The sequence below is a fragment of the Pseudomonas sp. NBB genome, from assembly GCF_032701105.1.
Classification (GTDB): domain Bacteria; phylum Pseudomonadota; class Gammaproteobacteria; order Pseudomonadales; family Pseudomonadaceae; genus Aquipseudomonas; species Aquipseudomonas asiatica.
On the sequence record NZ_CP103994.1, the window covers coordinates 3,090,411 to 3,114,953 of the forward strand.

A 24,543-nucleotide genomic window follows, 5' to 3' on the forward strand; every position below is an offset into this window, starting at 1 on the left:
AGCCTTGACAACGGCTCATGCAAAGCCCGTGGAGCAAAATCCTGCAGCCGCAAGCCATTGATCAAACTGTAGCAGCCATCCGCCATCAGCGTACCCGGAATTACCGCTCGGGCGGATTCTGACGCTCATACGGTGTGCCTGGCCGTCCCCCGTCGCAGCGGAACAGCAGGGTACGCACCAGGAACAACGGGTTGCCCACAACATAACGAATGAACAAACGCTTCGGCTCGCGCAACAGCCGGTATAGCCACTCCCCACCCAACCGCCGCAACCACTCGGGCGCCCGGCTGACCTTGCCGCCGAGAAAATCCAGGATCGCGCCGCCACACACGATCAGGCACGGCCCCCCAGCTGCCGCCAGCCTTGCGGCCACAACCTCCTGCCTGGGCATTCCCATGCCCAGCACGATCAGCTCAGGTTGCAACTCCCTGGCCAGTTGCAGGTAGGTATCGACGCTGGCAAAGCCATCGTGGACCGACACCGGTACCACCCCGAACGTGGCTGTGCTTCGTTGCACGGCCTGGTCCAGGTACGGCTGTCGGGTGCCCCAGAACGCAACTCGCCGCCCGCGGTAGGCAGCCAGAAGCCGAGGAATGAAGTCGGTGCCATTCATGTTGAGCCCTGGCTCAAGCCCCAGCCGGCGATACAGGATCGCCAGGCCGGAACCATCGCGCAGCAGTACGTCGGCCGCCGACAATGCTTGGTGGCAGGCGCCATCACGAACCACCAGGTTCATTGCATGGGCATTGACGAAGCCCAGCACGGTCGCGGCTTTCGGGACGCTGAGCCTGTCCAGCAGGCGCTGCGCGGCAGTGGCATCCGGCACCACTTCGAGCTTGCCGACAAGGGTGTTCCAGCGTTCTTGCCAATGAGCCATCAGTCTTCATCCCGTTTCGAACGTACCCATTCAACCTGTCGCTTGATCAGGAACCGCAGATACAAGGGGAGCTTCCTTGCGGCGTAGAACGGCGCGTACAGCAGCACGGAGAACGGGATCAGTTCACGACAGAAACGCGCCCAGGCCACTGCGACGGCAAGGCCGAGCAATGCCAGCGCGCAAAGGGCGATCCACGCAGGTGCCGCCAGGCCGAACAGCAGGTACGCCAGCCAGGCCACCAGGTTTAGGCCGAGCAAGGCCAGCACCAGCAACGCCAGCGGCGGCACCAGCAGGTCCAGGGTCATGGCCAGCAAGCTGCCGTTACGCTGGGTGATTGCCGCCAGCGCACGCTTGGGCGCATCGGCCAGCATCAGGCTCAGGTGCCCATGTTCCCAGCGGGTGCGCTGGCTGCCCAGGCCTTGCTGGCTGGCAGGGAACCGGCTGCTGACTACGGCCTCGGGGCAGAACACTGGCGGCTTGCCCTGCTGGCACAGGTCCAGGCCCAGCTTCACATCCTCCACCAGGTGCCCGTTGGCCAGGTCGATCAAGGCCAGGTCACGCCAGCCGAATGCCATGCCGGCGCCCATCAACTGGCATGGCAGGTCCAGCCGCGCCCATCCACGCGGGCGCACCAGGTTCTTGACCCGCCAGGCGAACTCGGCAACCTGCACTGTCAACCCAGCCCCTGCCGGTGCGTACATCAGGTACAGCGCCTGCACCGGGCGAGCGACTTCGCGGTAGCGCCGCGCCAGGCGCTCGATCGCCCCCTCGCCCACCTGGCAGTCGGCATCCACCACGATCACCACCTCGGGCGGCTGGTCGGCCAGGTGGCGCACGCCAAAGTCCAAGGCGTAGCCCTTGCCGCGCAACCGTGCATCGTGGCGCTCCACCACTTCGGCACCCGCCTCGCGCGCCAGTTGCGCGGTGTCGTCAGTGCAGTTGTCCGCCACCACCAGCAAGCGGTCGCCAGGCCGCAACTGCGGGGCAATGCTCGCCAGCGTGGCACCAATTATCGAAGCCTCGTCGTGAGCTGGCACCAGCACTGCCACCTGCGGACGGGCGGTGTTGCCCATCGGCTGCGCGCGTGCAGGCAAGCAGGCCATCAGCACCTGCACCAACAGCAGCAGCACCGGCAACAGGACGATGGCCGCCAGCATGCCCAGTATCCAAGCCAATACACTCATCATGCGGATGCCTTGAAATAGCTGGCCAGCCTGGCCGCCTCGGTATCGATGTCATGCCGTTGCAGCACACGCTGGCGTGCCGCCTCGCCCATGCGCTGCAGCACTTCGGCAGGTTGTGCCAGGCAATCGGCCATGGCCGCTGCCAGCTCGTCCACGGCGCCGGCAGGGAACAACCAGCCGTTTTCGCCCGGCCGCACCAGCTCGGGAATGCCTGCCACATAGGTGGTCAGCACTGGCCTGCGCAAGGCCATCGCCTCCATGATCACCACCGGCAAACCTTCGGCAAAGCTGGGCAGCACCAGCGCACGCGCCGCCAGGATTTCCTCGCGCACCTGTGCGCTGCTGATCCAGCCGGTGATGCGCACCTGCTGCTGCAAGCCATGCCGGGCGATCAACGCCTCGACCTGGCCACGCATTTCACCGTCGCCGGCCAGCACCAGTTCGAAAGCGATCGACCGGGCGGCCAGTACTCGCGCGGCCTCGAGCAGCAGCAGCTGGCCTTTCTGTTCGCACAGGCGGCCGACGCACACCAGGCGCGGCGCCGTGGGCACGCCAACTGGCGCCACCTCATGGAAACTGCGCTCGAGGCCGCAATGCACCACCTTCACCTTGGCCCAGTGGTCGTGTGCCACCCAGCGAAACAACTGGCTGCGCCCGTACGAGCTGACCGCCGCGACAAATGCGGCACGCCGCACCTTCTCGCCCATGTGCAGAAACTGCGGCTTGTCGAACTCCTCCGGTCCGTGCACGGTAAAGCTGTAGGCCGGCCCGCCCAGCACATTGGCCAGCATCACCACCTCGGTGGAATTGGTGCCGAAATGTGCATGCACATGTCTTGCCTCGCCAGCCTGCAACCATTGCAGTACCTGGCAGGCCTCGGCCAGGTAGACCAAGTGGTAGGGCCAGGCGCGGTCGGCCCGCAAGCCAACGCGCATGGCCAACTGCAGTGCCCGGAAGAACCGGCGCGGCTGTGCCCGCAGCACTTGCCAGGCCGGTGCCAGCAACCCCTTGATGCCACGCTGCAGCACATAGCGGGTCTTGGCCCGTTCGCTCGCGTCGTCGGCATCCTGCAACTCGGCGTCCCACCCGCGCAGGGCAATACGCTGCACCTCTACCCCCTGGCGCTCCAGCGCCAGGATCTCGCGGCGGATGAAACTGTGGCTGACCTTCGGGTACTGGTTTATGAAGTAAGCAATGCGCATAGAAATCCAGATCAAGACCCGCGTAGTGAACATTCAGACCTGCCGCGGCAGGGCTGGCGATTACTTCAGGCTGTCGACTACCGGCGGCCGGGGCCCCGCCGATGCCATCTCGTCAGATACATCCCCCTGTTCCCCTTGTAGTCCAAGGTTGTGACCGCTGCCTGGCAACACGGCCTGCAAGCGGGAGAAAACATCGTCGAGCAGCACCTGGCGGCGGCGGTACATTGCCCGTTTCTTCGCCGGAATATCCTGTTCCGCCCGCTGTACCGCAGCCAGCGGAAGGGCGAAGAAGTCAGCATGGCTCGATGCAGTAGCACCGTGTTCCAGCCAGATCACATCGTAATTGGCCGCCAGGTCGTGGCCTTTGTCGTTGCCAAAATACGCGTGCCGATGGTGGCGGCAGGCGTCACTGACGGCATACAGGTGCGCCACGCCCAGGGTCCTGGCCAGGCACTTCAATGCCTCGATCAGCAGGCTGCGCGGGCGCAGCCCTTCGAAGTCCTTGGTCAGGTCGCGGTAGATGGCCAGTGAGGTTTCGCTGTCTATCCCCTTGTGGATGCCCTGCACGGCACCGATGAACAGGCAAAGCTCGCCCTGGCTGCGGCACAGGCTGAACGCCAGGGATGCCACGCGCAGGTCGCTCTGGAACAGGTTCAATACCAACTCGCCTTCGCGCTTGAACCAGATCGGCCGGTCCAAAACCAGACGACAACCCGGCGAATGGCTGGACAGCTCGCACAACGTCAGGCTTTCGTCCCGCCCCAGCAGCAACAGCGCCGGAAACTGCCCGGCCAGCACTTCGAAGTGCGAAGCCACCACCTCCAGGCGCTGCGGGGCTTCCCAGCATTTGCTGAGGTAAGGCCACTGCACGACACCGATGCAATCCACCCCTAGCCGCTGCAGCCCTTGCTGGCCCAGCGCCGCCGTCATGCGCTGCAGGAAGGCATTCAGTTCAGGCCATTGCCTGGCAATCTGCAGCGCCAACCTGTACTTGTTGTTCAGCGCCCGCAACGAGTAGCCCGGTTGCAAGGTAAACACGCTTTTGACGATCGTGCCGAGCATCATGGGCCTCTCTCACTTGTACTCGATCAACGTCGATTTGCCGGCCGCGATGCGGTGGCGCAGGAACTTCAGTTGCCCGAGCATTTCCGGGAACTTGCCCAATACCAGAAACACCGCCTGTAGCCAGTTCTCCCTCACCGACTTGCCACCACGGCGGGCCAGGCGTACGGCCTGCAGCGGGTAGACCGCCAGCAGCAGCAGGCCCCAGCCGCCCAGCAGCAGGCAGGCCAGCACGATTACCACGGGGATGCCCAGACCCCACAGCCAAGCCCGGCGCGATTCGCGCAACCAGTGCCGCTCGGGTGGCTGACCATGCAGGTAAGCCCCTTCGGCATAGGCGTGGCCAGCGCGCAGGCTACGCCGCCACCACTGGCTGAAACGGGTCATGCCGGCGTCGTGCAGGGTCATCTCGGCGTCCAGGCGCCAGACTTTCCAGCCCTTTGCCCGCAGGCGCACGCATAGCTCGGGCTCCTCTCCGGCAATCAGCTCGGGGCGAAAGCCGCCGACGGCGGCAAAGGCATCTGCTCGCATCAGGGCATCGCCACCACACGCCTTGGCCTCGCCAATGGGGGTGTCCCACTCCAGGTCACACAACAGGTTGTACACCGACCGCTGGGGGAAGCGCTCGCGTCGGCGGCCACACACCACGGCCACGTCGGGGTGGTCGTCGAGAAACGCCTGCGCCGCGGCCAGCCAGCCGCCATCCACCTCGCAATCGCCATCGACGAACTGCACCCGTTGCAGCGACGGCAACCGCCGTTGCAAGGCGAGAAAGCCTTCGTTGCGCGCGCGTGCGGCAGTGAACGGGGTGTCCATGTCCAGCGCCAATACCTCTACCCCCAGGCTGCGAGCCAGGTGCGGTGAACCATCGGTAGAGCCGGAGTCGACGTACATGATCTTGTCCGTACCCTGTAGCAGCGAACGCAGGCAACGCTCCAGGCGCAGGCCTTCGTTGCGGCCAATCACCACCACTCCGATGCCGCTCGCCATGGGCCTCACTCGACGGGCGCCGTGGCGGCCGGTTGCCTGGCCTTGATGATGGCCGGCACCCCCACCGCCAGCGAATTGTCCGGCACATCCACCAGCACCACGGCGTTGGCACCGATGATCACGTCGTTGCCGATACGGATGCTTCCCAGCACCTTGGCCCCGGTGCCAATATCGACGTTGTTGCCGAACACTGGTGCAATCGGCTCATCGACGTTCTTCAGGCCCACCACTACCCCGTTGCGGATGCGGCAGTCATCGCCAAACCGGGCATAGCCGCTGACTACGATGCCGCCAAAATGGTCGATGACGAAGTTGCGGCCGATCACCACCTCGCACGGCAGCTCCACACCCGTGATGATCTGCACGAACTTGAACAGGACCTTGTAGATGAGCGAAAACAGTTTTCGCAGCAGTGCCGGGCGCACCCCATAGCGCCAGCGGCCGAAGCGGTACACCAGCAATACCCAGAAACCCTGGGCGCCCCAGTCGCCACCATGGGCACGCAGGTCGGCACGTATATTCTCGAACATGGCTCCACCTACCTTGTCGGTTGGCTGGCGTACCGGGTCTTGAACAACAGAGACCAGGTCGCCCGGCAGTGACGCCAGCAGGCCTGTATTGCGCCCCGACCGCGTCGTTTCAACAGCGCCTTGAGTGCCAGTACCAGGTCGCCCAAGGTGACCAGCAGCATGTGCAGGGCAAGGCCCGCCAGCCCATGATGCTTGCGGAAGTACAGCAGCTCGCTTTCGATCTGGTATGACGAGATCTGCCGGCTGGCCGCCTCCAGTTCGGCCACCGATCTGGAGCTTTCCCCTCCGATGTGCACCACCGTGGTATGCGGGTAGAACACCACCTTCCAGCCCGCCGCCTTCACCCGCTTGCAGTGGTCGACCTCCTCGTAATAAAGAAAGTAGCGCGGGTCGAACAGGCCCACCTGGTCGAGCACTTCGCGGCGCACCAGGTAGAAGCAGCCAGGCAGCCAGTCGCACTCGCGGACCGAAGCGTGGTCCCAATCCATTTCGTCGACCATTTTCAAGCCCGGGAAGAAACGCCCCAACCCGGTTCGCCCGACGAACACGTTGAACGGTGTGGGGAAGTAGCGGCAACTGGGCTGCAGGGCGCCGTCGCGTCCCTCCAGGCGTACCCCCAGCACACCGCACTCCGGGTGGGCTTCCATGTAGTCGAGGGTTTTCTGCAGTGAATCGGCGGCGACAAAGGCGTCGGTGTTCAGCAGCAAGGCGTACTTGCCCTTCAGGTGCGCCAGCAACTGGTTGTTGGCCCGGCCGAACCCCACGTTCTGCTTGTTGCTCAGCAGCAGCGCCTGCGGGCATACCTCGGCCATGCGCTGCAGCGAGTCATCGGCCGAGGCATTGTCCACCACCAGGTAGCTGGCCAGCCGTTCGCTGTCGGCCCGACGCAGTGCATCGAACATCGGCTGCAGCAGCCCGGCCGTGTTGAAGTTGACCACCATGACGTCCACAGGTTTGCTAGCCATTGTTGCCGTCCCCGAAGAAATACTGGCGCCTTTGCGCCATCAGCTGCGGCTCCAGTTGCGGGTCGTAGGCACCATTGCGCTGCTTGACCAGGTCGATCCATGGGTAGGCTTCGCAACGTGCCTCAACCCGCTTGATCAACGCCTCGGTGGTGCATATGAACTCAGCAGGGTTGCCACCGAACACCGTGCCCGGCGGCACATCCTTGGTCACCACGGCACCGGCGGCCACGATCGACTCAGGCCCGATGGTGACGCGAGGCATGACGATTGCACCGTGGCCGATGAAGCAGTTGTCCTTGATGTCGATGAAACCGACCGAATCCAGGTGCTTGCCGAAGCGATGTTCGATCAGCAATACCACCCCGTCATGACCGATCAGGGTGCAGTCGGACAGCCCCACACTGTTGCCGATGCGAACCAGCGAAGGGTCGAGGAACTTGCAGCCTGTATTGACATAAAAGTTGCTGCCTACCGAGTGGAAGTTGCCCCAGCGGGCAAGGTATGCCCCCCACTCAAGCCCTGACGGCTTGCAGAACCTCCTGTAGAAGGAGCTTCCTCGCCCCGTTGCATGGACATAGTGCGCCACTGCCTTGCGTATCCATCCCTTCATTCTGCCAGCCTCGCAATCAAAGCCATCTGGACTGTCCCTGAGGCGCATCCGGTCTCGTTCTTGTGGGTGCTGACCGTCGCGCACTCAACCCGTTTACAACATGCATCACCCCACGGCGTCGCTGGCCGCGCTCAGCCTGGCATCGAGGTGGTCGGCCAGGCGTACCGCAAACTGCAGCAGCGGCATGGTCGGATTGCAAGCGCCGCCCGTGGCAAAGATGCTGCTGCCGGCGACATAAAGATTTTCGGTACCGAACACCTTGCAGTTGGTATCGACAACACCAAACTGCGCCGAAGACGCCATGCGCGTGGTACCCATGTGATGGGCATGTGGCGACAGCTTCAGCGGTATCGAGGTGTCGTAAACGAAGTCATTGAGCTTGATGTAGCCCAGGTCCATGGCAACCCACTGCTTGGCCAGCTCGCTTCCGATGCACTTGATGGTGTGCCGGTCATCAGCGGTCAGGGCCCAGTTGACATTGACCTTGGCCACGCCCAGTGCGTCCTTCTCCTCCAGCAGCGAAATACGGCTGTGCAGGTTGGGAAACTGCTCGATCATGGTGCTGATGACGCCATCACCGGGGCAGTTGAACTTGGCCACGAAGGCGATCTTGCTGGCGACTCCCATGTCGCAGACCAGGTTCTCCAGAAAATGCTTCACCTCGGCAGTACGACCATAGGTTTGCACATCAGCCAGCAAGGCGGCCCTGACGTTGCCCTTGCCTGCCTTGTACTCCTCAACGAAGGCATCGGTGGTGTAGTACTCGCGCGGGTCAGGGGCCAGCCCCGAGTTGAGGATGAAGGTGCCCAGGTCAATGTTCAGATGCTCCATGAAACACCCGCCGACCAGCCCGTCCTTGCTCACTATCCCCGCCGCCGCCAACGACTCGCTGTTGAGCAGTTGCCGGGCATTCTCGATGGCACCTGTAGCGAGTACGAAGTTTCTTGCAACCAGGCGCTGGCGATTGCACTCGTAATCGGAAAGCACGACTGCAGCAAGGTGACCGGAGGCCTGGTCGAACTCCAGGTTCACGCAATTGCAGTTGATGAATACGTCCAGGCCCTGGGTCTGCTCCAGGGCCGTGGCGTACTTCTGCGCAAAGCGCGTTGGCGGGCTGAGCAGAAAGCGGTCCGGTTCGAAGTCACCGCCGTCGAGGCCATCATTCAACGCGCGAAAGTCCGCCCCTGGCGGCAGGTCGACGATATCCATGGCAGCAGGCAGGTAGCCTGCGATCTCCGAATAAGGAATGGGCCAGCCAGGCAAGCCGCCAATGGGGGGAACGGCGAAGTCCGAGGGGCTGAACGGCCGGCAACGGCCGGCCCAATGGTTGGATGTGCCGCCCAGATAACGCAGGCGAGCTTCCCCGGCATACAGCTCCAGGCCAGTGGATGCACAGGCGTACAAGGCTTGCGAGTTCGCCGAGTATTCGCGCCCGCCACCTTCGGCAAGCAGGACGCTCCAGCCGGCGGCGGCCAGGCGCAAGCCCAGGGTGATACCGGCCGGGCCGGCGCCGATGATGCAGACATCGTAACTGTCGCGCAGCGCCTTCTGCTGCTGATAGTCCCTGATCATGCGTGCTCGTTCCGGAAGTAACGGGACGGCAGTACCCAGCCGTTGATCACCACGAACCCAGGCCTGCCAGCAGGTTGGCTGGTGATGGCTGGCGTAGCAGCGAACACCACACCACCTACACCCAGCAAGACACAACTCTGGAGAAACCCCCTACGACCCAATTGCGCAGTACAAAACGTAAACTTCCCCATGATCCAATGACCTGCACCTTTGAAAGTTTCACCCGACAAGCAGAATTACAGCCAGTTGAAAAAGGCTGTCAGCAGCGCCCCGCAAAGTGCCCCGACCAGTAGCATCGGCAGCACCACTAGCTCACGCCTCAGGCTGAACATATCCAGCTTGCGATTCACGTACACGATCAACACAAGGGTTGGCACGGTATGCAGGGCAACCCCCCAGATCGCCCAGTCAACTCCACCGATCGCCAGCAACAGTGGCAGCCCCCCCCACAACGAGACCAGGCGGATGATGTTATCCATGGCCTGGTACCTGGTCAGGCCCAGGGCAATCCATACCTGATGAGCCAAGGTATAGCGCAATGTGAGGAACGATAGCGAAAGAATGGCCATCATCGGGCCAGCTTCACGGTAGCGATCGTCGTACAGCCAACCGATCAGCAAAGGGCTGGCGGTCAGGAAGCCGCCACAGATGAACAGCACCAGCAGGTCGACCAGCAGGCGGAAGCGGTAATACAGCGCCTTGAGGCGCTCCTTGTCATCGGCCCGTGCCGCTTCGCTGAAGGCGGGCAGCGCCACCGCGCCGAAAACCTTCATCAGCGCGGTCTGCACGGCCCCCAGGATCAACACGGCAATCGAATATACACCCAGTTGTGCCGCCGTCATGCTGGCGCCAAACCACATGCGATCACCGTACATGGCCAGCACGCCGACCATCGACGACAGCAAGATCCAGCGGCCGAACACGATCAGTTCGGTCAGCGCGCTGTGGTCCCACTGCAGGCGGTTGTCATGCCCCTCCAGGGCGGTGTGACCGAGCAGGGTCCAGGCCACGGCAGACACCAGGCCGGCGATCACCAGTGCCCACACCGAATGGGTCAGGTAGCCCAGCACCAGCATCACCACCAGGCCGACCGCCTGCGAGGCCAGGTCCACCAGCACCACGCGCTTCTGTTGGAAAGTCCGTACCGCGACATCTATCTTGGTGGACTGGAAGCCCCAGATCATCGCCGACAGCCCGGTTGCCGCCAGCACCATCGGCAACACCGGTGCGGCATAGGTGGAGTCCGCCGGCCACAGCTCGGCGAGCTGGGCGAACCAGGCCCCCAAGGCCAGCAGCAAGGTCAGGGCGAACAGCACGAAGCCGCGGATGATCTGCACGGTCCATGCAGTATTGAGAAAATCCGGGTCGTCACCGCGATGGCTCTGGATGATGTTCTGCCGCAGGCCGACATCGGACAGTAGATGCAGGAGTACCGAAACGGTGGTGGCGATGACCATCACCCCGAACATTTCCGGCAGCAGCAAGCGGGCCATGATCAGGTTGCCGCCAAGGCGCATCACCTGTGACGCCACTTGTGCAACCAGGTTCCATGACCCGGCCCTCAGGGCCCGCTTGCGCAGGCTCGCGGTGGCAGACACATCAATCGACGGCATGAGTACAATCTCTGACTGACAGGCTAAAAGGTCACTATAGTTTCAATCAGCCACGACGCTAGCCGTTGCCCACCGATGCAAAGGTGCACATAGCCAATGCCTGAACATTTTCGTGCGTTGATCGTCATCCTTTTTCTGGCGAGCGTGGTCTTTCTGCTGGCGCGGCGGCCTGCCACCGACCTGATTCCGCTGAGCGACTTCAAGCGCCGACGCAACCTGTGGTTCCTGCTTACCCTGCTGGCCTTCTTCTCGCATAGCTTCTGGCTGTACCTGGGTGCTGGCGCCGTCATCCTGTACATCGCCGGGCGCCGCGAACACAACCCCATGGCGCTGTTCTACATGCTGCTGTTCCTGATCCCGCCGGCTTCGGTGCAGGTGCCCGGGTTTGGCGTGGTCAATTACCTGGTCGACCTCAACCATATCCGCCTGCTGGCCCTGTGCGTGCTGTTGCCGGCGGCGCTGGCCCTGCGCCGGCAAGGCGACACCCTGCGCTTCGGCCGCACCTGGCCCGACAGGTTGTTGGCGGCCGGCCTGCTGCTGATGAGCGTGCTGTACCTGCGCGAGACCACCCTGACCGACACCCTGCGCCAGACGCTGTACCTGTTTGTCGACGTGTTACTGCCGTATTACGTGGCCAGCCGTGGCCTGCGCCAGATCAGCGACTTCAAGGACACCCTGCTGGCCTTCGTGCTTGCCTCATTCGTTCTGGCCCTGATCGGCGTGGCCGAGTACGTGCGCCACTGGCTGCTGTACAGTGCCCTGGTCGACGCCATGGGCGTGCCGTGGAGCATGTCCGGCTACCTGAGCCGTGGCGGTTCGCTGCGCGCCAGCGTCACCACCGGGCAGGCGATTGCCCTGGGCTATGTGATGAGCGTGGCCATCGGCCTGTTCCTGTTCGTCCAGGGTTACGTGCGCCGCCCCCTGCAGCGGGCCATGGGCGCCCTGCTGCTGGCCGCAGGGCTGTTCGCGCCACTGTCCCGCGGCCCGTGGATCGGTGCCGTGGTCATCGTGGTGGTGTTCATCGCCCTGGGCAAAGGTGCGGTCAGGCGCCTGGCGCTGCTCGCTGCGGCCGGCATGCTGGCCCTGCCCTTGCTGACCATCGTGCCCGGTGGCGACAAGGTACTGGACATGCTGCCGTTCATTGGCAACCTCGAGAAAGAGAACATCACTTACCGCGAACGGCTGATGGACAACTCGTGGATCGTCATCCAGCGCAACCCACTGTTCGGCTCGTTCGACTTCCGCAACACCCCGGAAATGCAATCGATGATCCAGGGTGACGGCATCATCGACATCGTCAACACCTATATAAACCTGGCACTGCGGGTCGGGCTGGTCGGGCTGGGCCTGTTCGTGGCGTTCTTCGCGGCCGTACTGCACGGTATCCGCAAGGCCATGCGCAGTTTCCCCGACAAGGACGACGAGCGACGCCAGCTCGGCCGGGCATTGCTGGCGACACTGATCGGCATCCTGGTGATCATCTTCACCGTCAGCAGCATCACCTTCATCCCGGTGGTGTACTGGACTGTCGCCGGACTGGGCGTGGCCTATGTCCAGATGGTTCGCAAGCTGCACAACAGCCAGGCCATCGCGCTGGCCGACCCCGCCCTTCAACCCAGGTGACGCCTATGAACCTGCTCCCCCTGCGCCGCTGGGGTTTTCAAACCCTGCTGCGGGTTTCGGCCATCGCCGGCCTGGCCTCACTGCCGCTCACCGGCTGGGCCTCAGCGTGGCAAGTCAGTGTCGATGAACAGAACGGCCTGCCCTTGGTGACCCGCGGTGGTGGGCCAGTGATGAAAGCCAAGTTCGACTTCTGGGCGGCCAACTGGAGCTGGACCGGTTTTTCCACCACGTTCAAGGTGGTTGGCCCCGACCACTACACGCTGCAGGGCAAGAACAAGGAACTGGACTTCGATCTGGCGGCGGATATCCGCAAGGAGCAGGCGCAAACCCTGGGCTGGGCCTTCGACCTCGAGGCCCACAGCCGCCAGGCCGGAGTAATGGGCGGTGGCATGGTGTTCGAGTTCGACCCTGCGCAAATCGCCGGGGGCATGGGTGCACCGCAGCTGCTGCCCGGCAACCGCGGCTGGTCATGGGGCAAGGCTGACCAGGGCCGACGCATCGAAATGCGCTTCGACCCGCCGCTGGCCAAGGTGTATTTCGAGCGCGGCAACCCGTCCGAACTGCGTGCGTTCATTTACAGCGACCCGATCAACGCTGGTCGGCAGCAGATCAAGGCGGTGCTGAACATCACCGGCGACATCGACCTGGGTCCCACGCCCAGCGAACGCTTCGGCCTGGCCGACCCCGCCGGTTGGCCCGACGACCAACTGGACTGGCGCACCTCGCCCGTGGACCTGTCATTCCTCAACGCCCCGGAAAAGCCTGCCGGTAAGCATGGCTTCGTCAAGGCTGTCGGCGAGCAGCTGGTGTTCGAAAACAACACCCCAGTGCGCTTCTGGGGCACCAACCTGTCCGCCTATTCGCTGTTCAAGAGCCCCGACGAAGAAATCCGCCAACAGGCCAAGCGCCTGTCGGCACTGGGGTTCAACCTGGTGCGTTTGCATCACCACGACTCGCCCTGGGTCAGCCCGAACGTGTTCGGCGACGGCACCCTGGTGCGCGATACCCAGCAGCTCAGTGCCGAATCGCTGCGCAAGCTCGACTTATGGATCAAGGCGCTCAAGGACGAGGGCATCTATATCTGGCTGGACCTGCACGTGCAGCGGGCGCTTACTGCCAATGACAATATCGATGACTTCAAGGAACTGGCCAAGGGTGAGAGCCATGTCGACCTGAAGGGTTACGCCTATGTGAACCGAAGCATCCAACAGGCGATGAAACGCTTTGCCGAGCAGTACCTGACTCATGTGAATGAATACACCGGCCTGGCTTACAAGGACGACCCCGCCATCGCTGCCGTACTGCTCACCAATGAGAACGACCTCACCCAGCATTACGGTAACGCCCTGATGCCGAACAAGGATGTGCCGCGCCATAGCGAGCGCTACATGGAAGCGGCCAAAGCCTTCGCCAAACAATATGACCTGCCCACCGACCTCACCTGGCGCGCCTGGGAGCATGGCCCTTCGAAGCTTTTTCTCAACGACCTGGAACAGCGCTTCAACACCGACATGATCACTCACCTGCGCGGCCTCGGCGTGAAAGTGCCGATCGCCACCACCAGTACCTGGGGCGGCAATGGCCTGAGCGCGCTGCCGGCACTGACCACAGGCGATGTCATCGATGCCCATGGCTACGGTGCCAATGGCCAATTGGAGAAGAACCCGTTGACCAGCGACGGCGTGATCGACTGGCTCGCTGCCGCCCAGGTAGTCGGCAAGCCGCTGACCGTCACCGAGTGGAACGCCGAACCCTTCCCGCTGCCCGACCGCCACTCGCTGCCGCTGTACGTGGCCGGCACCGCCGCCCACCAGGGCTGGGACGCCATGATGCAGTACGCTTACAGCCAGCAGGCCTTCAACCCTGGCTGGCGCACGGCGGATAACTGGCACGCGTACAACGACCCGGCGATGATCGCCACCCTGCCCGCTGCCGCCCTGCTCTATCGCCGTGCGGATGTGAAGCCGGCCACTACCCGATACGTTTTCGCGCCGACGCCCGCCACCCTGTACAACCAGGAGATCACCCCGCGCAACTCGCCACTGCTGCGCACGGCCATGGAAAAGGGCCAACTGCAGATCGCCCTGCCACAGACGCCGGAGTTGCCCTGGCTGAAACCCGCCGCCATCCCTGTCGGTGCGCAGGTACTGCAGGACCCGGAGCAGTCCTTGCTGCCGGCCGACGCCACGGAAGCGGTCAGCGATACGGGCGAACTCAAGCGCAACTGGCAACAGGGCATCTATACCATCGATACACCGCTGACCCAGGCCGCCACCGGATGGCTGGGAGGTCGCTTGATCAGCCTGGGCGACATCCAGGTGCAAGCACGAACGCCGTACGCCAGCGTCGTGGTGCAAAGCCTGGACGGCAACCCCCTGGGCCAGTCGCGTGAACTGCTGCTGTCGCTGGGTACCCGGGCCGTGCCCAAGGCCGATGACAAGACACCGTTCAACGTAGAGCCGTTTGCCGGCACCTTGAACATCAAGGCGCCTGCTGGCCTGAAGCTGTTCGCCCGGGATGCACAGGCCCAGTTGAAACCCTTGCCGATGGCTTACCAGGATGGACGCTATAGCATCACGTTCGACGGCAAGTACATGTCCAACTGGCTGTTCTTGAAATAGGGCATATGGCCATCTACCCTCACAACAGTCCTGTAGCTGAAAAGCGCAGCTGTACAACAGCAGAGTCCAGGAGGCATGGATGAAGTTTCTGGTTGTCGGTGGCGCAGGCTACATTGGCTCGCACATGGTCAAGCACCTGCTCGGTACGGGCCATGAGGTGGTGGTGGCGGACCTCGTCTCGCCCGGCCCCGGCGTCCAGTGGGCGAAACTGGACATCGCCGACGAGCCCGCCCTGGATGTGCTGTTCGGTGTTTGCCGCTTCGATGCCGTGTTCCACTTTGCCTCGTTCATCCAGGTGGGCGAGTCGGTCAGCGTGCCCGGCAAGTACTACCAGAACAATGTCGCGGCCACCCTTTCCCTCCTGCAGGCCATGGTGAATGCCGGTATCAGGCACCTGGTGTTTTCTTCCAGCGCAGCCGTCTACGGCAACCCGCAGTACGTGCCGATCGACGAAGCGCATGCCAAGGGGCCGATCAACCCGTATGGGTTGAGCAAATGGATGGTCGAGCAGATTCTCGAGGACTTCGACCGGGCCTATGGCTTGAAGTCGGTATGCCTGCGTTACTTCAACGCAGCGGGCGCAGACCCGGAGGGCCAGCTGGGAGAGCGTCATGACCCGGAAACCCACCTGATCCCGCTGATCCTGCAGGCCGCTTCGGGCCGCCGTGATGCAGTAACGGTTTTTGGCCGCGACTACGACACGCCGGATGGCACCTGCATACGCGACTATGTGCATGTGGCCGACCTGGCGGCGGCTCATGCACTGGCGGTGGATTACCTGCTGGCGGGTGGCGAGCGAACCGCGTTCAACCTGGGCAACGGGCTGGGCTTTTCCGTGCAGCAGGTGATCGATACGGCCCGGGCGGTGACTGGCCGGCAGATCCGCACCCTCGACGCCCCCCGCCGCCCCGGCGACCCGCCCCGGTTGGTGGCGGATGCTGGCAAGGCTATGCACATGCTGGGCTGGCGGCCGGAGTTTGCCACGCTGGAGTCGATTGTGCGGCATGCGTGGCAGTGGGAGTTGCAGTACCCCTGGGCTCGCTACCCCACCCGCTGAAAGAGTGCGCCATACCTGTGGCAGCGGGCGCGTCCGCGAACACCGGCGCAGCCGGTGCCATCCACCGCGTCGCCTGCTTCGCGGGTAAACCCGCTCCCACAAAGACCCCACCAGCTGAAGGAATGTGCTGTACCTGTGGGAGCGGCCTTGTGTCGCGATGGGCTGCGAAGCAGCCCCAGAATACGAGACTCAATAATAGGTTCGAGGCTGCTCGTCAGCTTTGTTCAATACCGTTCCCACCAGGTTCACCCTTGCCAGGTGATGCAGGCAATCCTCGATCTCCTTCCTGTTGTTCATACCGTTGGCCACCACCAGCAGCACACAGTCGAACTTGGGTATCACGGTGATCGCATCGTCAGAACTGAGCAATGGCGGCAAATCGAAAATGCAGATGCGCGACTCGTAGCGGTTGCGTAGTTCGCTGATCAGGTTGCTCACTTTGGGCGACGACAGCATTTCGGTGGACAACGGCACCGGCACCCGCGTGGGCAGCACCACGAACCGAGGCAAGGTCGGGTTGACCAGGCAGTCCTGCAACTCGGCCTTGTCCGTCAGAAACTCGTTCAACGCCTGGTCCATGGGCAGGCCCAGGCTGCTGCCGACCTTGGGTCGACGCAGGTCGAAGTCCACCAGTAAAGCGGTCTTGGTGGTGTGGTGGGCGATGCTCATGGCCAGGTTGATCGCCAGCACCGTCTTGCCCGCTTCAGGGGTTGGCGAGGTGATGGCCAGGGTTCGCCAGCCATTCTCGTCCATGGTCCTGAGCACCTGCGTGCGCAGCAGGTCGATCGGCCCGTTCATGTTGGAGTTCTTGTTGTAGGCGACGATACGGTGACGCTCCAGGTGCTCCGCGCGCAGCGGCACCACCTTGGTGTTCACGTAATCGAACTGGCCAGGCACTTCCGCCAGTGCCGTACCAGGGGCGGGTGACAAGGCCTGCGGGGTACCCGGGGTAACCTGGTGAAGATTATTGCCGACAGCCTGCTTGGTCCTGTCCATCACTGCTTCCCTATGCAAACCGAGACATGACTTTGAACAACAGCACATCCAGTGGCATGTAGAACACGTGCACCAGCACTACCATGATAGCCGCCAGCGCCAGTGCCGCCACGATCAGCCAGTTGCGCCAACGCTTGCGCCTGGCCACATCGGCCTTGGTATCGATGTATGGCAGCGCCACCAGCACCCGCCTGCCCAGCAGGTTCTCCAGTGCACCGACGCCGCGAATGCGCTGGTTGAACATCTCCAGCAGCATCACCAGCGCACCGCCACCTGCCGGTGCCAGCACCAGGCCCAGCGCAGCGATCTTCTTGCGGTTGGGCTTGATCGGTTTCTCGGGCATCAGTGGTGGCTCAAGCAGTACAAAGCGCTCGGCCTTGTTCTCCTGCTCCAGGCTTTCGGTAATCTTCGCGCCCATTTCCTTGGCGCGGATTTCCTCGTACTTCTTGCGCGCGTTGTCGTGGTCACGCATCAAGGTCACCAGGCCACGCTCGACCTGCGGCGCCTCGAGGATCTCAGCCTCGTAGCCTTCCATCTTGCGGGTCAACTCGCGCTTCTGCTCGGCCAGCGAAGCAATGCGCTCCTGTGCCGCGCTCATCTTGGCGCGCACGCGGGCGACATCGAGGCCGACCGTGGAGGCCGCCGCCGTGCGATTGCCACTGGCTTCGAGCGCCTGGATCCTGCGCTTGACCGCCACCACATCGGGGTGGGCTTCCTTGTAGCGGCTCAGCAGCCGGGCATATTCGGCCTTCAGGCTGGGCAGGTCCTGGGGCTGCTCGGCACCGGCCACCCTGGGGCCTTCGCCGGCCTTGGTTGCCAGCCCGGCATTGGCCGCGGACAGTTCCAGCTCAAGGTAACGCAGTTCTTCCTGGGCGGCCTTGTAATCACGGTCGACCTCGCGGAACTCCAGCTCCGATCGTGACAGCATGTTCATGCGCAAGGTCTGGTGCTCGGGCAAGGCGTTGGCGTGGGCCTGCTTGAAATCCGCCAGCTGGTTTTCCAGGTTGGCCAGCTCGGCACCCAGCTTGTTAGCCTCCTGAGTGAGGAACTCGGTGGTTTCGTTGGCCCGCTCGGTACGCTGCTTGAGGTTCTCGTTGAGGAACAGCGTCACCAACTCGTCGGCGACGTCCTTGGCCACCTCGGGCTGCTTGTGCTCGAAGGACACATTGAACGCCACGGTCGCTTCACCCCGCCCGCGCACGTATGTGGTAAGGGTTTCGACGACGATGGCGCTGCGCATGTGGTCGATCTTGTCGCTATCGCTGAAGCGCTTGTCGGGAAACAGGTTGTACTTGTCGATGATGCGCAGCAGGTTCTCGCGGGTCATCACCCGCTGGCGAATCACTTCGATGCGTTCATCGGCAAAGCTGGTGTTGTTGGTCGACACCAGCTCAGGGGAAATCTGCTGCGACTCCACCAGGATGGTGCCGGTCGATTGGTAGATCGGCGGCACCATCACCGCGACTGCGACGGTCGCGGCCAGGATGACTACGATGCTCACCCCCAATAACAGGGCCCTGTCCTTGATTATGGCAATGTAATCTCTGAGGGAGAGCTCGTAGTCAGACTTCATGGGGCCACCTGCCTGAAGTTCAGATGTCGGGGTACCTGTACGTCAACGTCAAACCCACGATCGTAGCGTTCGCATCGGCTTCGTTATCCTGCTGCCGTTCCTTGTACATCAGCGACAGGCGCAGGTCCCAGTACGGCGAAAACTCGCGGCTGGCCCACACGCTGTAAGTCTGCAGGGTGTTGGGGGTCTGCCCTTTGCTGTCTTGCCAGGCAGCGTCCGCGCCCACCCGGGTCAATTCGCTGACGGCGTAACTCCACACACCGCGCACCTGGTCCAGCTCGGCGAAGCCGCCTTCGGCGCTGGCTACCGTGCTGCGTTCGGCGGTGAAGCTGGCGACGGCGCGCGCACCGGTGTACAGCAGCGCAACCCCACCCTCCCCGCGTCGGCCACCTTCGTCACCGGAAACCTCGGTGACACCCACATGCGCATCGGCGCTGAGGCTTTCGGAAAACTGGTACTTGACCCCGACCGCGGGGCTGTAGCTGTTGGACGCCGTCGCCGTCTGGTCCTCCTCGGGCTCATAGCGCCGGGCACCAAAGCGGCTGTACAGATCGGCTCGCTCGCTCCAGGCGTAGGTCCAGGTGAACACGTTGCCCAGTTCTTCGTACCCCGTCAGCGTACTGATGTCATAACGGGCACGGTTGTACGTGGTTTCGTTGCTCAAGGTGCTACGCTCGGTAACCGCCTGGCTCCAGTTGCCGGTCAGCGTATACAGCTTTTGCGTGCCATCGGTGGTGACCACACCGGTATCCAGCACCGTTCCCGACAGCGTCGAACTTTCGTTGTAACGCGCCAGCAGGCCAAACCGCCCGCGCTCGGTCTGACGCTGCCAGCCCAGGCTCACGTCAGGGTCCTCACGGTTGTCGACCACCGCCGTGTCGGACGAGCGCAATACATTCATGCCCAGCCCCAACCTCAGTTCGTCACGGTCGAAGGTACCGATCAGGGTGTAATCCGGCGCGATGATCGTGCGCGTTATGCCCTTTTCACCCGACGACAGCAGCAAGGGGTTGCTGTCATGTTCGACGGATGTCGGTACCACTACCGTAGACTGCCAATTTGCTGCCAAGACCGTGTTCGTAAACGGCAACACCAAGATTGCCGTTGCAATACTAGTTGTTCTGAGAAGAGGCATTAAGTGTTCTTATTAAAGGCAAGATCAAGGGACGACCAGCGTATCGCCAGCCTGAAGTTGGATGTTGGTGGACATATCCCGGCCAGACACCAGGTCTCTATATCGCACGGGCAGGATTTTTTGGGAAGCGCCAGTGCCGCGCACCACTTTGATTTCGCTTTCATCTGCAAACTTGTCCAGGCCGCCGGACATGCTCAGGGCCTGCAACACTGCGGTAGGGCCCGCCATCTGTACCGGCCCGGGCTTTATCACTTTGCCTTGTACATAGACCAGGTTGCCGGCGATGCTCTTGACGACAACGCTGACGTTCGGGTCGGGGAGGAATTTCTCGAGTTTGGCAGCCACTTGTTTTTCAACGGTCGTCACATCCAGCCCGGCAACATCGATGCGACCTGCCAGGGGGAACGTGATACTTCCATCGGGAAGTACGGTGGCTTCCTGGCGCAGGCTATCTTCCTGCCACACCGAAACCATCACCACATCGCCAGGGCTGAGCAGGTAGGTAGCACTGCTCGGGTCGGCCTTACCGGCACCAGACCACACCATCAGCATGCAGAACGCGGCAAACATTGAACGCACCATGAGGGTCCCTCCGGCCGAAAAGGCCCGACAAAGAGCACTGAATGAGAACAGCACACCAACTCTCGCTCCGCTTCGCGGTATACGCCAACCGCGATGACCTCGATCTTTACGAGGCCTTGCCTTGACGCTGTGCAGCCTGGGCTTTGCTGCCTGCAACCGTGGACCTGCACGGGCTACTGGCAATATAGCAACGGCTGGGGAATTGACAAGCGAGGCCCCGGGCCGCTGGCGTCAAGGGTAGAACCCAGGCTGGCGGATTCAGATCTTTCTCCTGTTGGCGACAGCTACAAAGCCAACGACAGCAAATGCAAAGAACCACCCTGCCGTTGAAACAGGGACGATACTGTTCTGATTGATATACATATCCGCGGCACGCGCTGCGCCACTTAACAGCGCCAGCAAAGACATCGATTTGATAATCAGAGCCGTGCGCATACGCCCTCCTGAAGAGGAAAATCAACTGTTTGTTGGCGTGGTGTTCGGGAGTTGTTTCACCGTTGAGATGAGCTTATGAACACAATGACATTGCGTCAACGATTCGACACTATAATAAAATTCAATGGGCGCCGGACAATATAGTCAAAATATCGACGCGCAAATCGAGCATAGGGCGCTGCATTGGTGGCGCCATAGTTTCATCGCTGAGAAAGGCAAGGCCGTGGGGCGCTTTGGCGCCCCGGCATGTTATTCGTCTGTGTGATGCACCACGACCAGCAACTGCGCCGGCAGCGGCCCCACCGACCTTAGCCGGTGTGGTGTCTGGGCATTGAAATGCAAGGCATCGCCTTGCTCCAGCAGTACCCGCTCGCTCATGAAGTCCACTTCCACCTGGCCGGCGTGGACGAACAGGAATTCTTCGCCCAGGTGCTCCTTGAACGTAGGGTCGCTGAACTCGGTCGGCGGCTGGATCAGGAACGGCAACAGGCTGCGCTGCCCGACCTGGCTGGTGAGGGCCGAGTACCCCGGCCCTGCCCCGTCACCCACCAATGCCTGGCGCTCGCCATGGCGTACCAGGCTGTAGCGGTTCTGGCCGGTCTGCTCTTCGGCGAACAGTTCTTCGACATTGACATTCAGTGCCCGCGCCAGCTTCAGCGCGGCGGCGATCGAGGGGGTGTTCAGGCCACGTTCGACCTTGGACAGGTAGCTCTTGGTCATGCCGGTCTTGTCGGCCAGCAGCTCCAGGGTCATCCCCAGTTTCTTTCGCAGCAGTTTCAATCGGATAGACATGTGACGCGGATTTCCCAGGCGAAGGCAGCCCGGCCATCATACGTGGACTGCCAGGGAAATGCTGGGGCTGCTGTGCAGCCCCCGACTTTACGGCATCACCGGCGGCAGGTACTGCAACGTCGTACCCAATGCCCACAGCAACACCAGCACCAGCGGCACATGCACCAGCAACTGCACGAACGAGAAGCCGATCAGGTCGCGTGCCTTGAGCCCCAGTACCCCCAGCAGCGGCAGCATGTAGAACGGGTTGATCAGGTTCGGCAAGGCTTCGGCGGCGTTGTAGATCTGCACTGCCCAGCCCAGGTGGTACTGCAGGTCATTGGCCACCAGCATCACGTACGGGGCCTCGATGATCCACTTGCCACCACCCGATGGGATGAAGAAGCCCAGCACCGCCGAGTAGACGCCCATCAGCACGGCATAGGTGTCATGCGTGGCGATCTGGGTGAAGAACAGTGAAATGTGGTGGGCCAAAGTCTGCTCGTCGACGCCCTTCACCTGGGTGAGAATGGCAGCGATCGAACCATACAGCGGGAACTGGATCAGCACCCCGGTGGTGGTCGGAACCGCACGCGCCACCGCATCGAGGAAGCTGCGCGGGCGCCAGTGCAGCAAGGCACCGAGCATGATGAACAACAGGTTGTAGGTGTTCAGCCCGGAAATGGCGGTAATCGCCGGTTTGGTGGCGAACTCCTGGTACAGCCAGCCGGCGGCCAGGGCCACCAGCAACAGGATCAGGATGGGGCTGTGTTCCAGCCACTCGCCCGGGCGGGTGCGCTGGGGTGCCGGTGGCGCGGTGAAGCTGGGGTCGACCCCACAGTCCTGGGCGCTGCGCGCGCTGTTCGGGCCCGGCGCCGTGGCGTAGGCGATCACCAGCGAGACCACTACCAATGCCGCCAGCATCACGCCGGACTGCCAGAGGAAGATGGTTTCGGTGAACGGGATCACCCCGGTAATCGACAGGATCGACGGTGGCAGGCTGGCCGGGTTGGCCTGCAGTTGCGCCGCCGACGAAGACAGGCCCAGCGCCCACACGGCGCCCAGTCCCAGGTAGGCGGCGGCGCCGGCGGCGCGGTAGTCCATCTTCAGTTCGGTGCGTCGGGCCAGGGCGCGCACCAGCAGGCCGCCGAACACCAGCGACAGGCCCCAGTTGAGCAGCGATGCCAACATCGAGATCAGCGCCACCCAGCACACGGCCGAACGGCCATTGCCGGGGATGCGCGCCAGGCGGTCGATCAGGCGCGCGGCGGGCGGCGAGCTGGCCACCACATAGCCGCCGATGACTACGAAGGCCATCTGCATGGTGAAGGGGATCAGGCTCCAGAAGCCATCGCCAAAGGCCTTGGCGGTGTCGGTCGGCTTGGCGCCCATGGCCAGGGCGCCGATGCAAACCAGCAGTACTGCCAGGGCGGCAAACACCCAGGAATCGGGGAACCAGCGTTCGGCCCAGTTGGAGCAGCGCAAGGCAAAGCGCGCGGAACGGCTGTCTTGGATTTCAGCGGCCACAGTTCAATTCCTTTTATTGGTTTTATGAGGTAAAGCAGTATTGCCAGACAACGCAAAAACCCTGTGGGAGCGGACGTGCCCGCGAATGCGTCGGTAAATTCACCGCAGCATTCGCGGGCACGCCCGCTCCCACAGGGTAGGATCACATGATGCGTTAGAAGGTCATTTCCTTCACATCATCCGGCACTATCAGCTTGCCGGCGGTTTTCTCGATGATTTCCTCGATGCTCACCCCAGGCGCGGTCTCGCGCAGGATGAAGGCGCCGTCTTCGATTTCCAGGTAGGCCAGGTCGGTCAGCACCTTGCGGATGCAGCCAGCACCGGTCAATGGCAGGCTGCACTGCGGCAGCAGCTTGGACTCGCCGTCCTTGGACGCGTGGGTCATGGTGACGATGATGTTCTCGGCACCGGCCACCAGGTCCATGGCGCCGCCCATGCCCTTCACCAGCTTGCCCGGGATCATCCACGAAGCGATGTTGCCTTGCACATCCACTTCGAAGGCGCCAAGCACGGTCAGGTCGACGTGGCCGCCACGGATCATGGCGAACGACTGCGCCGAATCGAAGATCGAGGCACCGCGGCGGGCGGTGACGGTCTGCTTGCCGGCGTTGATCATGTCGGCATCGATGGTGCCTTCGGTGGGGAATTCGCCCATGCCGAGCAGGCCGTTTTCCGATTGCAGCATCACATCCATGTCGGCGGGTACGTAGTTGGCCACCAGGGTCGGAATGCCGATGCCCAGGTTTACGTAATAGCCGTCCTTCAGTTCACGGGCGACGCGTTGCGCCATCTGTTCGCGGGTCAGTGCCATGGTCAGGATCTCTTTGTTGTTCTGGTGGATGGCGCTCAGGCCTTGACGGTGCGCTTTTCGATACGCTTTTCGAAGGTGCCGACGATGACGCGGTCCACGTAGATGCCCGGTGTGTGGATCTCGCTGGGCAGCAGCACGCCAGGTTCGACGATCTCTTCCACTTCGACCACGGTGATCTTGCCGGCGGTGGCCGCCAGCGGGTTGAAGTTTTGCGCGGTGTTGCGGTACACCACGTTGCCGTAGTGGTCGGCCTTCCAGCCCTTGACGATGGTGAAGTCGCCGGTGATGGATTCTTCGAGGATGTACTTGCGGCCGTTGAACTCGCGCACTTCCTTGCCGTCTGCAACCGGGGTGCCGTAGCCGGTGGCGGTGTAGAAGGCCGGGATGCCGGCGCCACCGGCGCGCATTTTCTCGGCGAGGGTGCCTTGCGGGGTCAGTTCCACTTCCAGCTCGCCGCTCAGCAGCTGGCGTTCGAACTCGGCGTTCTCGCCCACGTAGGAAGCGACCATCTTGCGGATCTGCCGGTCTTCCAGCAGCACGCCCAGGCCAAAGCCATCGACACCGCAGTTGTTGGAGACCACGGTCAGGCCCTTGACGCCACGGCGCTTGATTTCGCTGATAAGGTTTTCAGGGATACCGCACAGGCCGAAACCACCAGCCAGTACCGTCATGTTGTCGGTCAGGCCTTCGAGTGCCTGTTCATAGGTTGCAACGCGCTTGTCCAGTCCGGCCATGCTGATCCGCCTTTTGTAGTTGTTGAACCGACGAGGCTGTCGGTGAGCGTGTGGGGACATCTTCACCGCAAGC

22 protein-coding genes are annotated in these 24,543 nt (G+C 62.7%); 3 read left to right on the top strand and 19 right to left on the bottom strand.

All coding sequences use genetic code 11. The features are described 5' to 3' along the window. Positions 1-100 precede the first annotated feature (100 nt). From NY023_RS14575 to NY023_RS14620, 10 genes are all read right to left on the bottom strand, one after another. The gene (locus NY023_RS14575) at positions 101-877 is read right to left on the bottom strand and encodes a WecB/TagA/CpsF family glycosyltransferase (protein WP_013972700.1); all 777 of its coding nucleotides are present in this window, start codon (positions 875-877) and stop codon (positions 101-103) included. Beyond that, a complete protein-coding gene (locus NY023_RS14580) occupies positions 877-2,064 on the bottom strand; it encodes a glycosyltransferase family 2 protein (RefSeq protein WP_013972701.1) in 1,188 nt (395 codons plus the stop codon). The genes NY023_RS14575 and NY023_RS14580 overlap by 1 nt, the downstream gene beginning before the upstream one ends. Further along, on the bottom strand, positions 2,061-3,263 hold the full coding sequence (locus tag NY023_RS14585) for a glycosyltransferase (RefSeq protein WP_013972702.1): 1,203 nt from the start codon (positions 3,261-3,263) through the stop codon (positions 2,061-2,063). Before NY023_RS14585 ends, NY023_RS14580 begins: the two co-directional genes overlap by 4 nt. A gap of 60 nt (positions 3,264-3,323) precedes the next feature. Further along, on the bottom strand, positions 3,324-4,328 hold the full coding sequence (locus NY023_RS14590) for a VirK/YbjX family protein (protein ID WP_013972703.1): 1,005 nt from the start codon (positions 4,326-4,328) through the stop codon (positions 3,324-3,326). 9 nt (positions 4,329-4,337) lie between these two features. After that, positions 4,338-5,315: a glycosyltransferase family 2 protein gene (locus tag NY023_RS14595; RefSeq protein WP_024087159.1), complete on the bottom strand. Its 978-nt coding sequence runs from the start codon at positions 5,313-5,315 to the stop codon at positions 4,338-4,340. A gap of 5 nt (positions 5,316-5,320) precedes the next feature. Beyond that, on the bottom strand, positions 5,321-5,845 hold the full coding sequence (locus tag NY023_RS14600) for a serine O-acetyltransferase (RefSeq protein ID WP_013972705.1): 525 nt from the start codon (positions 5,843-5,845) through the stop codon (positions 5,321-5,323). Between the two features lie 8 nt (positions 5,846-5,853). Continuing rightward, positions 5,854-6,810: a glycosyltransferase family 2 protein gene (locus tag NY023_RS14605; protein WP_039613634.1), complete on the bottom strand. Its 957-nt coding sequence runs from the start codon at positions 6,808-6,810 to the stop codon at positions 5,854-5,856. Beyond that, positions 6,803-7,420 carry an acyltransferase gene (locus tag NY023_RS14610; protein ID WP_024087161.1) on the bottom strand — a complete coding sequence of 206 codons (618 nt, stop codon included), beginning with the start codon at positions 7,418-7,420 and terminating at the stop codon, positions 6,803-6,805. The genes NY023_RS14605 and NY023_RS14610 overlap by 8 nt, the downstream gene beginning before the upstream one ends. 105 nt (positions 7,421-7,525) lie before the next feature. Continuing rightward, complete coding sequence (locus tag NY023_RS14615; protein WP_013972708.1) at positions 7,526-8,992, bottom strand: FAD-dependent oxidoreductase; 1,467 nt, start codon at positions 8,990-8,992, stop codon at positions 7,526-7,528. Positions 8,993-9,228: 236 nt separating this feature from the next. Then, a complete protein-coding gene (locus NY023_RS14620) occupies positions 9,229-10,605 on the bottom strand; it encodes an oligosaccharide flippase family protein (protein ID WP_013972710.1) in 1,377 nt (458 codons plus the stop codon). Between the two features lie 96 nt (positions 10,606-10,701). On the opposite strand from NY023_RS14620, the gene NY023_RS14625 reads away from it, so the two are divergent. The 3 genes from NY023_RS14625 (at position 10,702) to galE (ending at position 15,906) form a co-directional block, all read left to right on the top strand. Then, positions 10,702-12,228 (top strand): O-antigen ligase family protein, encoded by a 1,527-nt coding sequence (locus NY023_RS14625; RefSeq protein WP_013972711.1) that lies wholly within the window; start codon positions 10,702-10,704, stop codon positions 12,226-12,228. Positions 12,229-12,233: 5 nt separating this feature from the next. Continuing rightward, positions 12,234-14,849 (top strand): cellulase family glycosylhydrolase, encoded by a 2,616-nt coding sequence (locus NY023_RS14630; protein ID WP_013972712.1) that lies wholly within the window; start codon positions 12,234-12,236, stop codon positions 14,847-14,849. 79 nt (positions 14,850-14,928) lie between these two features. Further along, positions 14,929-15,906 (top strand): UDP-glucose 4-epimerase GalE, encoded by a 978-nt coding sequence (gene galE / locus NY023_RS14635; protein WP_013972713.1) that lies wholly within the window; start codon positions 14,929-14,931, stop codon positions 15,904-15,906. A gap of 189 nt (positions 15,907-16,095) precedes the next feature. Here the strand turns inward: galE and NY023_RS14640 are convergent, their stop codons facing one another. From NY023_RS14640 to NY023_RS14680, 9 genes are all read right to left on the bottom strand, one after another. After that, entirely contained in the window at positions 16,096-16,902 is an 807-nt protein-coding gene (locus NY023_RS14640; RefSeq protein WP_013972714.1) for a CpsD/CapB family tyrosine-protein kinase, read from the bottom strand. 10 nt (positions 16,903-16,912) lie between these two features. Then, positions 16,913-18,475, bottom strand: a complete 1,563-nt coding sequence (locus NY023_RS14645) for a GumC family protein (RefSeq protein WP_023661896.1) — start codon at positions 18,473-18,475, stop codon at positions 16,913-16,915. A 19-nt stretch (positions 18,476-18,494) separates the two neighbouring features. After that, entirely contained in the window at positions 18,495-19,610 is a 1,116-nt protein-coding gene (locus tag NY023_RS14650; protein ID WP_024087164.1) for a hypothetical protein, read from the bottom strand. A 24-nt stretch (positions 19,611-19,634) separates the two neighbouring features. Beyond that, the gene (locus NY023_RS14655; protein WP_015270418.1) at positions 19,635-20,192 is read right to left on the bottom strand and encodes a polysaccharide biosynthesis/export family protein; all 558 of its coding nucleotides are present in this window, start codon (positions 20,190-20,192) and stop codon (positions 19,635-19,637) included. Positions 20,193-20,450: 258 nt separating this feature from the next. Next, positions 20,451-20,627, bottom strand: a complete 177-nt coding sequence (gene eppA, locus NY023_RS14660) for an EPS-associated small membrane protein EppA (protein ID WP_013972718.1) — start codon at positions 20,625-20,627, stop codon at positions 20,451-20,453. Positions 20,628-20,876: 249 nt separating this feature from the next. Further along, positions 20,877-21,419: a helix-turn-helix domain-containing protein gene (locus NY023_RS14665; RefSeq protein ID WP_015270419.1), complete on the bottom strand. Its 543-nt coding sequence runs from the start codon at positions 21,417-21,419 to the stop codon at positions 20,877-20,879. An 87-nt stretch (positions 21,420-21,506) separates the two neighbouring features. Then, positions 21,507-22,925, bottom strand: coding sequence for a short-chain fatty acid transporter (locus tag NY023_RS14670; RefSeq protein ID WP_013972720.1), 1,419 nt, complete (start codon positions 22,923-22,925; stop codon positions 21,507-21,509). Between the two features lie 154 nt (positions 22,926-23,079). Then, positions 23,080-23,736, bottom strand: coding sequence for a CoA transferase subunit B (locus tag NY023_RS14675; RefSeq protein ID WP_003260585.1), 657 nt, complete (start codon positions 23,734-23,736; stop codon positions 23,080-23,082). A 35-nt stretch (positions 23,737-23,771) separates the two neighbouring features. After that, positions 23,772-24,470 carry a CoA transferase subunit A gene (locus tag NY023_RS14680; RefSeq protein ID WP_013972721.1) on the bottom strand — a complete coding sequence of 233 codons (699 nt, stop codon included), beginning with the start codon at positions 24,468-24,470 and terminating at the stop codon, positions 23,772-23,774. Positions 24,471-24,543: the final 73 nt, after the last annotated feature.